The sequence below is a fragment of the Nostoc sp. genome (genome assembly GCF_036919575.1).
In the GTDB taxonomy this organism is placed as follows: domain Bacteria; phylum Cyanobacteriota; class Cyanobacteriia; order Cyanobacteriales; family Nostocaceae; genus Nostoc.
In genome coordinates, this window is the sequence record NZ_JBALBY010000011.1 from 53,438 (window position 1) to 64,705 (window position 11,268).

The 11,268-nt window shown below is 39.4% G+C and carries 12 protein-coding genes; 4 read left to right on the forward strand and 8 right to left on the reverse strand.

Features of this window, described 5'->3' with window-relative positions:
• Positions 1 to 92 precede the first annotated feature (92 nt).
• Positions 93 to 785, reverse strand: coding sequence for an HAD family hydrolase (locus V7K27_RS04645; RefSeq protein ID WP_334944772.1), 693 nt, complete (start codon positions 783 to 785; stop codon positions 93 to 95).
• A 244-nt stretch (positions 786 to 1,029) separates the two neighbouring features.
• On the opposite strand from V7K27_RS04645, the gene V7K27_RS04650 reads away from it, so the two are divergent.
• On the forward strand, positions 1,030 to 1,389 hold the full coding sequence (locus V7K27_RS04650) for a type II toxin-antitoxin system RelE/ParE family toxin (protein ID WP_334944774.1): 360 nt from the start codon (positions 1,030 to 1,032) through the stop codon (positions 1,387 to 1,389).
• Positions 1,390 to 1,394: 5 nt separating this feature from the next.
• Positions 1,395 to 1,577: a hypothetical protein gene (locus V7K27_RS04655; RefSeq protein ID WP_334944776.1), complete on the forward strand. Its 183-nt coding sequence runs from the start codon at positions 1,395 to 1,397 to the stop codon at positions 1,575 to 1,577.
• A 48-nt stretch (positions 1,578 to 1,625) separates the two neighbouring features.
• Here the strand turns inward: V7K27_RS04655 and V7K27_RS04660 are convergent, their stop codons facing one another.
• From V7K27_RS04660 to V7K27_RS04685, 6 genes are all read right to left on the reverse strand, one after another.
• A complete protein-coding gene (locus V7K27_RS04660; RefSeq protein WP_334944778.1) occupies positions 1,626 to 2,174 on the reverse strand; it encodes a hypothetical protein in 549 nt (182 codons plus the stop codon).
• Between the two features lie 284 nt (positions 2,175 to 2,458).
• On the reverse strand, positions 2,459 to 4,354 hold the full coding sequence (locus V7K27_RS04665; RefSeq protein WP_334944780.1) for a CheR family methyltransferase: 1,896 nt from the start codon (positions 4,352 to 4,354) through the stop codon (positions 2,459 to 2,461).
• Positions 4,355 to 4,718: 364 nt separating this feature from the next.
• Positions 4,719 to 5,351 (reverse strand): chemotaxis protein CheB, encoded by a 633-nt coding sequence (locus tag V7K27_RS04670; RefSeq protein WP_334944782.1) that lies wholly within the window; start codon positions 5,349 to 5,351, stop codon positions 4,719 to 4,721.
• A gap of 144 nt (positions 5,352 to 5,495) precedes the next feature.
• Entirely contained in the window at positions 5,496 to 6,365 is an 870-nt protein-coding gene (locus V7K27_RS04675) for a polyphosphate kinase 2 family protein (RefSeq protein ID WP_334944784.1), read from the reverse strand.
• Positions 6,366 to 6,539: 174 nt separating this feature from the next.
• Complete coding sequence (locus V7K27_RS04680; RefSeq protein ID WP_334944785.1) at positions 6,540 to 7,016, reverse strand: hypothetical protein; 477 nt, start codon at positions 7,014 to 7,016, stop codon at positions 6,540 to 6,542.
• A 457-nt stretch (positions 7,017 to 7,473) separates the two neighbouring features.
• Positions 7,474 to 8,757, reverse strand: a complete 1,284-nt coding sequence (locus V7K27_RS04685) for a proton extrusion protein PcxA (protein WP_334944787.1) — start codon at positions 8,755 to 8,757, stop codon at positions 7,474 to 7,476.
• A gap of 145 nt (positions 8,758 to 8,902) precedes the next feature.
• Here V7K27_RS04685 and V7K27_RS04690 point away from each other — a divergent pair, with 145 nt between their 5' ends.
• A complete protein-coding gene (locus V7K27_RS04690; protein ID WP_334944788.1) occupies positions 8,903 to 10,090 on the forward strand; it encodes a glycosyltransferase in 1,188 nt (395 codons plus the stop codon).
• 89 nt (positions 10,091 to 10,179) lie between these two features.
• On the opposite strand, the gene V7K27_RS04695 is transcribed toward V7K27_RS04690, so the two are convergent.
• Positions 10,180 to 10,515 (reverse strand): hypothetical protein, encoded by a 336-nt coding sequence (locus V7K27_RS04695; RefSeq protein ID WP_334944790.1) that lies wholly within the window; start codon positions 10,513 to 10,515, stop codon positions 10,180 to 10,182.
• Between the two features lie 542 nt (positions 10,516 to 11,057).
• Between V7K27_RS04695 and V7K27_RS04700 the strand changes: the two genes are divergently transcribed.
• The coding region (locus tag V7K27_RS04700) for a hypothetical protein (RefSeq protein ID WP_442947589.1) at positions 11,058 to 11,268 on the forward strand (211 nt) is incomplete at its 3' end.

An 11,268-nucleotide genomic window follows, 5' to 3' on the forward strand; every position in this document is an offset into this window, starting at 1 on the left:
ATGCACCTTAACCGAACCGTATTGGGCTGGCTCCTATTTTAATTGCAACCTGAATGTTGATTAATTCAATCTGTTGCAGCTACAGAGCCTTTCTAGACAAGGTGTTTAGGTTTTAGAACTAAATCTACAGCAGCGCTGAAATCCTTAACGATTAAGTCGGGGTGATAAAGTTCCAATTGGGTGCGATCGCGGATGCCAGATTCCACAGCCATCACCTTAATACCATAATTTTTAGCGGCAGTTATATCGGCTTCCGTATCTCCCACCATCCAGGTATCAGCAGCCGGGGGTAGTTCTTTTAATGCCCTAGCCATCAACAAGGGTTTATCTTCAATATCACGAGTTTTAACGTAGTCGTTACTCAGGCAATAACAACGATTTTCCGGGAAAAATCTCCCTAAATCGTATTTTTTAAAGGCATAATCTAGTTCTCGAACTCGGCGCATGGTCATAACTGCTAAATCAATTCCAGCTTGTTGAATTTTTAACAGTGCATCCACAGCACCAGGCGCGAGAGTGTCATAGTTGAAATAATGTTCTGTATGCACAGTTTGCCGCCGCAACTGGGCAAATTCTTGGGCTTGGGCTTCGTCTAACCCAGAATTTAAGGCAATTTGTTTTTCAGGAATGCGCGATCGCTTTAACTGCCAAAATTCCGCTTTCGGAAGTTCTTGCACTACTTGGTTTGGGCGACGGGTTTTCTCCAAACAGAATTGATAAACACGGTAGTACCGTTCGGAAACATCAATAATGGGGCCGTCGAAGTCAGTAATCAGTCTTAGCATCGGCGGAAAATGTTAATTTTTATTAAAATTATCTCAGATATATGGCTATTTTTCGAGACTATCAAGTAGAGCTAAGGGTTTTTTTGTAAACTCTTTTTAAATGGGTGCAGCGATCGAAAACTACTCCTTTATTATAGATACTGGCAAAATAATACCTATCACCAACGAACTGATCGCCGAAATCATTGCTATGAATACTCGATATACTCTTGAAAATATATGACATTTTAACCATAATAAATTAGTGGAATGGCAAGTTGAGTTTCATGATGATTTTGAATCTGAGTTCGATACTCTACCTCAAGAAGTAAAAAATGAGTTGCTTGCTACGGCTGAGATATTAGAAAACTTTGGCCCACAAGCAAAACGTCCTCATGTTGATACACTCAAAGGGTCAAAGTACAGCAACATGAAAGAATTACGATTCTCAGCTTTTGATGGTGTTTGGCGTGTGGCGTTTGCTTTTGACCCATTGAGACAAGCCATTTTATTGGTAGCAGGTGACAAATCCGGTGTTAGCCAAAAACTTTTTTATAAACACTTAATTCAAAAGGCTGATACACGGTACAAGAGTCATCTTCAAAAACTAAAAGAATCTGGGTAAGAAAAATGGGTAAAAGCCTAAGAGAAAAAATTAAAGAACAGTCAATAGAAAGCCAAATTAAAATTGAAAGCCGCGCTCAGGAATTAATAGCTCAGGAATTAACTAGACAAAAACTCTTACTAGAGAAACAGCAACTTAAATTGAGAGCGAGAAAAAGAAAAGGTTTGAAACAAAGAGAGCAGTCTTAAGTTGACAGTTTTATAGACAAGCCTGTAAAGCTTACGCTACGCTCATATCTATACCTGTAAACTCCAGTTATGTACGCAAAAACCCATGATTTTTTGTTCAGGATTGTCTTCTAAAGATTCTTCTGCACCATAGAAGGCAATACCTTTAACATGAGACGATTCAGAAGGATAATGCATTTCATCTCCGCTATCATATTCAAGCTCAACATACTCGCTTAAATCCGAAACCTTAGAGCCGATTTCAAATTTATCAAAAAACTTTCCTTGGTAGCCCTCAAAAACAAAAACCTTGAAGAGAATATCATCTGAATTGAATTCAATAAGTACAATCCTCTCTTTATAATAGAAAACTTTATGTCCATCTAACTTCTCAGAATCTGAGCAGATTTTCTGACAGATCCAGCCATCCGACTTAGATAAAGCTTCGTTGATATTAATTGATTTCAATCCTTTTTCTCTCTTCTCTCTTTCTTCTTGGAGATTGACAACCAGAATAGGTTCTCTAAGATCAGGTATTGATGAAAGATGTTGTCCAATACTAAATCCTGCTGCGGAAACTCCAGGGATAATTTCAGCCCACAAATCAAGTCTGGCCATTAATTTGTCTCCTCTCCAATAACTTTAAATTCTTTACCATTACAGACCATTTATAAAGTAAATCTTTAGATTTTCGAGAGTATTATCTCAATATCTTTCACTCTGCAAGTTACTTACAAATCAAGGCTATCATCATTAAGTCCATAGAAACTGCATAAGAGCGCAAACCGCATTTAGAGCCTACATCTGTATGGCTATTTTTCGAGAGTATCAAATCTATCTAAGGTTTTTTTTGTAAACTCTTTTTAATTGATTTTAGATTGACCCTAGCAATTCAGTCAGAGTCAATCCTGCTGCTGCCGTTCCTCCATCTCTTGAGTAGAAATCATACTATTGACTCCCTCTACATCTGCCATCATCAAAACTGCTCCCTGCATTTCAATGCCAATCAGGGGAGTGATTGCCAGATAACATTTTATTTGTCTACCTCGACGATTGGTAGCATCGAGGATCATTTCTTGAAACTGCTTTTTCCCGGATAGGGATTCGCGGATGGGCGATCGCAACTGCTCGACGGGTAGCCCAATGTCTAGGCTGAAGATAGATTGTCCTACCACTTCATGAGTCCGTAAGCCCCATAAATCTTCTACCAGGTAATTCCAAATTAAAATTTTAAAGCTGCTGTCAATTACCACTATTCCTGTTTGGAGACTTCTGAGAATAGAGGTGAGGAAAATATTTGTGCGATTAAGTTCTGTGGTGCGATCGCTTAGTTCTTGATTAATTGTTTGTAATTCTTCATTAGTAGATTGTAACTCTTCATTCATCGTCTCCAATTCTTCATTGGTAGATTGTAATTCTTCGTTGGTGGTTTCTAATTCTTCATTAGTAGATTGTAGTTCTTCGTTGGTGGTTTCTAATTCTTCATTAGTAGATTGTAGTTCTTCATTGGTGGTTTCTAATTCCTGTTGGGAGCGTTGCAGCGCTTCTTGGAGTTTAATGTAACGGGTGACATCATGAAAGGCGATGCTGACTCCTAAAAAACTGGTGTCTGTTTCTTGCAAAGGCGTAATTTGCACATCCAGATATTGTATTTCTGTGTTTGACAAATAGCGCTCTACATTTGTCAGAGTCACAGGGCGGCGTTCAGTATAAGCCCGTTCAATTAGCGATCGCAACTCAACTGGTCGATAGGAAAGTTCTAAATCCTGGAAGGGACGAGCTATATCCTTGGGGGAAAGGGCGAACAAAGTCCGCGCCTGCTCGTTCATCATTATCAGAGTGCCATTGAGATCAATTACTATTTGGGCGATTGGTGCTGTGTCAAAACCCATATCTCGCAGCCGGAAGTTTCGAGATAAACGGCTGCTAGATTCTTCATCTCCTGAATTTGCCATAACTAAGAGGCGATCGCGGATATTCACCGACGAAACTTTCGTAAATATCCGGTTTTTTAAGTCCAGTGGTGTAAACAGATTAGAATGCATCAATAGCATCTCTGCTTTTCCCAAAAACAGATAGCCATTATCATTTAGTGCAAAATGAAACCGGGCCAGAATTCGCCCTTGAGTCTCAGAATTAAAATACATTAATGTATTGCGGCTGACCAGCAAATCTAAGCGCGAAATGGGCGCATCTTGAAGCAGATCGTGGCGACCAAAAATCACTGATCGGCGCAAGTCTTGGCGGAAGACATAACGGTTCCCGACAGTCTCAAAGTATTTCTGCCGCAGTTCATCTGGCACCGTCTGGACATCTTTTGCTGAATACACAGCCAGACGTGCCTGATTGAGAGCATCTTCATCTACATCTGTGGCGTAGATTTTCACTCGTTGGCGGAATTCCTCTGCTCCCAATATTTCAGCCATCAACATTGCCAGGGTATAAGCTTCTTCCCCAGAAGCACAGCCAGCGCTCCAGATGCGGATTTGGTCAGAAGTTTTTTTATTCCGAATCAGATTAGGCAGTATTTGCTCTGCTATATATTCCCAAGCTGATGAATCTCGAAAAAAAGCGGTGACGTTAATTAGGATAGTGTTGAAAAGATAATTGAATTCTTCTGGATGAACTTCTAGGTAGTCTAGATACTCTTCAAAGTTCTCTATGCTAAATGACTGCATCCGCTTGCTTACCCGACGCATCAAAGTCGAGCGCTTATAGCCTGTAAAATCAAATCCCCGGTTTTGTCTGAGATAAATCAGTAGATTTTCAAATTCGGGGTCTTTTTCTGCGGAAGTCATACCAATTTGGGATTTTAGATTTGGGATTTTAGATTAAAAGTCTTTTTATCGAACAGAATTCAGGAGTCAGGAGTCAGAATACAAGAAGGGTATTCTGAACGAAAAAGCGGATGAATAATCGGAGTTTTTGCACCCCCACCAAAAATTCTAGTTTTGTGGTCAACAAGAAAGTCGCGGGTCTCTCTTACAAAGTTGCACAAGAGGGGAGACCCCAAGACCGCAATGCAGCGCTGAATCCCCGACTGAAAGATTGGTGAATTCTGGATTCTGAATTCTTCTTCAATCAGTCGTCTTTAGACCAATGAGTGCTATTAGCCTCAGATTCATTATGAGGCAGTGGTTGGGACTGATTACAATAAATATCTCAGTTTATTTCAAAATTACCCATAACCAAAGTCACCAGGGTACTGGAGATTTCATCAAGGGGGAGAATAAAATCTACGTTGCCAGTTTGAATTGCGGCGGAGGGCATCCCGGAAAATTCGGCGGTTTCTACGTCTTGGACAATGACAGTACCGCCCATTTTTTTAATCGCTTCTATTCCCATCGCGCCGTCGCTACCCGTTCCAGTTAGCACAAGTGCGATCGCTCTATTTTTATAAGTGGCTGCAACCGATTCAAATAATAGGTCAGCCGAAGGACGTAAAAAATGTACTAATTCCGACTGTGATAAGGAAAGTGTGCCGTCACCGTTAACCAACAGGTGACGATTAGGTGGGGCAATGTAAGCCGTTCCTGGGGTAAGGTAATCTCCCTCTTCTGCCTGTTTGACGACAAGAGATGTGTGCCGAGTCAGAATTTCTGCCATGAACGAGCGGTGTTGGGGGCCAAGGTGTTGCACAATGGCGATCGCGGCTGTAAATTCTGTGGGTAGAGTCGATAGCACTTTCGTTAAAGCAGTCAGACCGCCTGCTGAGGCTGCGATCGCCACAATATCAAAGGCAGCATTAGTAAAGTTAGGTAGATGATTATTGCCATCTTCTGCCATTTGAATCATGATTTTGCAGCTATGACTATACTAGGTAACTTTATTAGTTACAAACAGCAACTAATAAAGTTACAATTTTTCATCGTTATTTAAATAAATTATACAGGATATTTGAATTAAGCATTTTTTGGGCTTACCTATCAAGTTCATGTCTTAATCTTCCTGCTCTAAAATACGTTTCGCCTGTAACAGTTGCTGCCTATGTTCCTCATTAACTGTTGGGTATTGGAGATTTAGTTCTTGTAATTTTGTGCAGATGATATTGGCAACGGTCAGGCGTGTAAACCATTTGCGATCGGCAGGAATAATATACCACGGTGCCCATTTAGTACTAGTATAATTAAAAACTTCTTCATAAGCATTCATATAATCATCCCAAAAAGCTCGTTCTTGAACATCACTATCTGAAAACTTCCAATGTTTTTCAGGAGATTCAATCCGTTCTAAAAAGCGTTTTTTCTGCTCTTTTTTTGAGACATTTAGAAAAAACTTTAGGATGATCACACCATTATTTACCAAATATTTTTCAAAATTATTGATTTCTTCAAAGCGCTGTTTCCATATCTTCTTTCCTTCAGGTAAGTGGGGAAGTTGTTGTTTATTAAGCATTTCTGGATGGACACGAACCACAAGCACTTCTTCATAGTAGGAACGGTTAAATATCCCAATTCTACCTCTTTCTGGCAAAGCCTTCGTTGTTCGCCACAAGTAGTCATGGTCTAATTCTTCCGCACTAGGTTCCTTAAAACTAAACACCTGAAATCCTTGCGGGTTCACACCAGAGGTCACATGTTTAATTGTGCTATCTTTGCCAGCAGCATCCATTGCCTGAAAAATAATTAGCAAGGCATAGGTGTTTTGAGCATAGAGAATATTTTGGTAATTTGCTAATCGTTCAATATCTGTCTGTAATTTGATTGCAGCATCAGTTTTTTCATGAAAATCAGTCTTATAGGCTGGGTCATAGTTTTTTTTCAGAGAAATCTTTGAACCTGGTGGAACAATGAAAGCATCGTGATTCATGTACAAAATTTCCTAACAGCTGTTTATACCAAAGCACATTTTGAAATGCTAATTTCTAAAAGTTATGATTTATCGAAACAGAATTCAGGAGTCAGAATTCAGAATTCAGAATGAATTCTGAGGGCAAGTTTCGTTATAAAAGTTAATTACGAATTACGAATTACGAATTACGAATTATTTCCGTCGCTTTGGCATAGGACGCATCGCTTCACGTCCCAAGATAAACATCCCGGTAACACCCAAGCTGACAAACCAAACATATTGATACCAATATTGTCGAATCTTTTCAACCGTACTGAGTTCTGGATGAAACGTGTTTAAGTACAGCAGCAGCAATAATATCATCAGCGCCCCAAAACCAACAAAGCTGAAGCCAACACAAATTCGTACAGGTCGCAGTTCAAAATCACTAATAGTGTCTAGGTCAATTTCTGCCAGTTCCTTAAAGGAATCATCTGCCAAAGATGAGCTTGCTTGGAATCTATCGCTCAGTTTTGGTGGCAAAATCGGCGACAGTGTTGCTACAGTTGGGCGACGTAGTAAAGCCTCAGTATCTCGCAACAATTCCAGTGGTTTACGGGTAGTAGTTGGTTGAGCAAACTCTATGTCGTCTGTAGCAGTTGGGGCATTGGCTTTGCTTTCAAAATCCATAGCACGTCTCAAAAGAACCAGCATATATATAGACTAGCGAATCAGGAGACAAATGCGCCAAAATACTTCCTAATTATCCTTATGACGCTCGATAGCGTCCCTTGCGCGTCTCCTAGAAAAGCGGTAGCGAGGAACGAGCCGTCTGACTCGCTAACGTAATTCGTAATTCGTAATTCGTAGTTCGTAATTAATCCATTGATATTTTAGAGTAACTAACTTTAATTATGAGAAAAACATATTCTTTGCTAAAAGTAAGTAAATTGGTAGGACTTACGCACTGTACAAATTCATCGTTATGTGCGTTACAAAAATAGGTTGTTTCAGGCTTTTCTTAATTATCCTTTGGTCGTAAATAGACGATGCTGTAGGGGAAAAGCCATGCGCTTTACCCCTACGAAAGATTTGGTATTTCTTGTCAATGCGTAAGTCCTGATTGGATATATTAGGTAATTACGAATTATTCGTCCATCTCTTTTAATGTAGCCAATGCCGATGGAGATAAACGACTGAGATAGCGGAATATCCAGTATTTAAAGATAGTGTTTAAAATCACAGGAAATGTCGCAATAAAGAAAAACATGACATTTCTACTGGCTGGCAAACCTAAATGTTCTGCTAATCCTTCAAGAAGGACTTCCCACCCGTCTGGTGAGTGAAATCCTACAAATATATCTGTAAACAGAATAATCAAAAAAGCCTTAGCACTATCGCTAAGACCATAGACAATGGTATCCATAAAAGACTTGAGAATCACAATTTCTCTTTTATTCAGAGCGATGATTATACCAAAAGAAAATAGTGAGATTAAATCTGCAAAAACATTGCTAATATCGCTACTACTTTTAATATTAAATCCCTCAGCTATTTCCATTGCTTTGTCTTTAATCTTTCCTTTCATTACCTCTGAATCAAGTGGAGGTGCTTGCTTAAGTAAATATTCAAATTTCAATCCTTGCTCAAAAGTATGTAATTCATGTAGAGCTTCTTTTTCCAGATCAGAATTGATGAAAATTTGAGTTGTATTATCTCCTCTAATCCTTTCTACTATAGGAATTACTAAAAAATATTTAGATAAATTATGAGCTAAAATAGGTACAATTATTAGAGTTATTAGAAATCTCAGAGCCATTCTTGTCCTATTTCGAGAAATTCGGTAATTTCTCATAAATTCTTCTTCTGCCTGCGGGGTAAAATCTGCTTTAATTCTATTAACTGTTTTGCTTATAGACCTCGGAAAAACGCCAGTATTTTCAGATAGAGGTGTTGCTTGAATATCATTAATATTAGATGAGTCTGGTTGTTTATTAATTTCGCTACGGTTAATTTGTATGGCTTGAGAAGTTGATGCTAATGCACTGTTGTTAATTAGTTTATCTTTGATAGTGTACTTCTCTACAATTTCATCAATAACCTTCAGCTTTTCTAATAAAACAGAATTAGAGATATTGACAATTCTCCGACTAAGTTGGAATTCTGCAAGTCTGATCTTGATAATAGTTAAATTTTTATCAAGGTATGCTTGCCAGTAAGACATGACGTTTTCAGTATATTTTACTGATTCTAAAGATATTTTTTTGTTATCAAAATGTTCTCTCTCAATATTTTTAATTCTTTGAGCTGCTTGTTGAGCTTCTAAGAGTGCCCTTTCTGGTGTATCTAAAAGCCAATGGTTAAGCGATCGCAAATATTCTTTGAGGTTTTGGCGAAGTAAATTTGCTGTTTTGGCGAATGAATCTTTCATATATATATGACTCTTTATATAATGTGTATTATAGTTATACAAACATGAAAAAAGTTGTCTCTCAGGTTTTTGTAACAGAAAATTAACTGTGAGAAATTAATTTATTTCACTACTATAAATAATGTATGTAAATGATGTGTCAATTATGAAACTAAGTCTGTGCATGATTGTGAAAAACGAAGCAGCAACACTGCCTAAATGCCTGAACAGTGTCAGAAAAGTAGTGGATGAAATGGTAGTCTTGGATACAGGCTCAATCGATCGCACTCCCAATATTGCCCAACAACTCGGTGCAAAAGTCTATCATTTCAAATGGTGTAATGACTTCAGTGCTGCCCGCAATGCTGCTCTAAAATATGTCACTGGTGATTGGATTTTGGTCTTAGATGCTGATGAAACTCTGACACCAACAATTGTACCGCAGTTGCGAGAGGCGATCGCTAGAGATGAATACCTACTCATCAACCTCGTCCGCCAGGAAGTTGGTGCAGAACAATCTCCCTATTCTCTGGTTTCTAGGTTATTCCGCAATCATCCAGATATTCGTTTTGACCGTCCTTACCATGCCTTGGTAGATGATAGTGTGTCAGCAATTTTAACCAAAGAACCCCATTGGCAAGTAGGTTATTTACCAGGGGTAGCACTTTTACACACAGGATATCAAAAAAGTGCGATCGCTCAAAATAACAAATATGCCAAAGCAGCTACAGCGATGTCAGGGTTTCTCGCAACTCATCCTGATGATCCCTATGTTTGCAGTAAATTAGGGGCATTGTATGTGGAAACTGGCAAAATTTCCCAAGGTATGGAGTTGCTGAGACGAGGAATCACCGTTGCTGAAGAAAACTACGATATTTTATATGAACTCCACTATCATTTAGGCATTGCCTACAGTCGGTTGCAAAAATCGCCACAGGCTATTTCTCACTATCAAGCTGCGATCAAATTGCCAATTTACCCCATGCTCAAATTAGGAGCATACAACAACTTGGGTAACTTACTCAAAGCAGCAGGAGATTTCAACGGTGCGAAAACTGCTTACGCCACAACTTTGAAGATTGACCCGACTTTTGTTGTGGGACATTATAATTTGGCGATGATATTCAAGGCTTTGGGTTTATTTACAGATGCGATCGCATATTATCAAAATGCCATCGGGTTAAATCCCAACTATGCCGAAGCCTATCAAAATTTAGGGGTAGTTTTGCTGAAAGTTGGCAATCATCAAGATAGTTTAACAGCTTTTAGAAAAGCGATCGCTATTCATGAAAGGTATAATCCCGAAGAGGCGAAGAGACTACGCCAGGGTTTGCGGGAGATGGAATTGATGTAAATGTGGGGGCATTGGGCATTGGGCATGGGGCATTGGGCATTGGGCATGGGGCATTGAACAACAGAACATAAAACTTCCGGCTTGGAACATCAAACTTGAGCATCATTACTTGGAACAGAAAACATAAAGCTGAGAACCCTGAACATCGGGTTAAAAGACTTGTAATTAAAAAAATGTCCAGTAGCGTACTCAATATTAACTATTGCTTTTGTGATGTGAGCTACTTCTAATAAGATGGGTGCGATTAGTACCTCCCTTCTAGCCGCTTCACTGGTTAGACTAACACGAGCGATCGCTTCTTCTAGGCGTTGGCGTAAATCTGGTAGTCGAGTCAGCAATTCTGAAGCAGCGACAGGTAAATTGATTGTTACTTTAGTTAAAGTTACTCCTAATTCCCGCAGAATATCGGCGGGAGCAAATTTCATTTGGAAATAGCTGCCGAATGTGTAGAATTCATTTGGTTTAAGTATCGGGGGACGGTGATGTTCAGTCAGGTCACTTGTTCCTCAACAAAAGCTTTCATTGAATCGGTCAAAGAAATATTTATGCTGCTCATAGGGATACATACTTATCGCACCACAGGGCTATTTCATTCTAGACAGAAACCGCCCAGAACTGAAGTTCTTTGGCTTTTAGCTAAAGTCCGTTAAAACGGACTATAACCTATAACCTTTTCTTAGTCGTCTTTAGACGAATGAGTGCTATTAGACTCAGAATGAATTCTGAGGCGAACCAGATGAGAATGAAATAGCCCTTATCGTACCAAGGTTTAACAGAACAGAATTCAGGAGTCAGGAGTCAGAATGAGCGTATGAATTCTGACCGAAAAAGCAGATGAATAAACGGGTTTAAGTCCCCCACAAAACTAGAATTATTGGTGGTCTACAATTAGTTGCGGGTCTAAATCCCCAACTAATTGCATTCTGACTCCTGAATTCTTTTTTAATCTTGTTAATATTTTAGCCTTATGAAGGGATGGAGAGAGGGGGGAAGTGGAGGAAGGGGAGAGAACATCGGACTTCAAGCTCAGAACTCGGAACTTCAGCTTCAGAACTCGGAACTTCAGCTTCAGAACTCGGAACGTCAGCTTCAGAACTCGGAACGTCAGCTTCAGAACTCGGAACGTCAGCTTCAGAACTCGGAACGTCAGCTTCAGAACTCGGAACGTCAGCTTCAGA

Bases quoted from the DNA above. Each gene is read 5' to 3' on its own strand.
- V7K27_RS04645 (WP_334944772.1), bottom strand. From the start codon at position 785: ATGCTAAGACTGATTACTGACTTCGACGGCCCCATTATTGATGTTTCC.
- V7K27_RS04655 (WP_334944776.1), top strand. From the start codon at position 1,395: ATGGGTAAAAGCCTAAGAGAAAAAATTAAAGAACAGTCAATAGAAAGC.
- V7K27_RS04660 (WP_334944778.1), bottom strand. From the start codon at position 2,174: ATGGCCAGACTTGATTTGTGGGCTGAAATTATCCCTGGAGTTTCCGCA.
- V7K27_RS04665 (WP_334944780.1), bottom strand. From the start codon at position 4,354: ATGACTTCCGCAGAAAAAGACCCCGAATTTGAAAATCTACTGATTTAT.
- V7K27_RS04670 (WP_334944782.1), bottom strand. From the start codon at position 5,351: ATGATTCAAATGGCAGAAGATGGCAATAATCATCTACCTAACTTTACT.
- V7K27_RS04675 (WP_334944784.1), bottom strand. From the start codon at position 6,365: ATGAATCACGATGCTTTCATTGTTCCACCAGGTTCAAAGATTTCTCTG.
- V7K27_RS04680 (WP_334944785.1), bottom strand. From the start codon at position 7,016: ATGGATTTTGAAAGCAAAGCCAATGCCCCAACTGCTACAGACGACATA.
- V7K27_RS04685 (WP_334944787.1), bottom strand. From the start codon at position 8,757: ATGAAAGATTCATTCGCCAAAACAGCAAATTTACTTCGCCAAAACCTC.
- V7K27_RS04690 (WP_334944788.1), top strand. From the start codon at position 8,903: ATGAAACTAAGTCTGTGCATGATTGTGAAAAACGAAGCAGCAACACTG.
- V7K27_RS04695 (WP_334944790.1), bottom strand. From the start codon at position 10,515: ATGAAATTTGCTCCCGCCGATATTCTGCGGGAATTAGGAGTAACTTTA.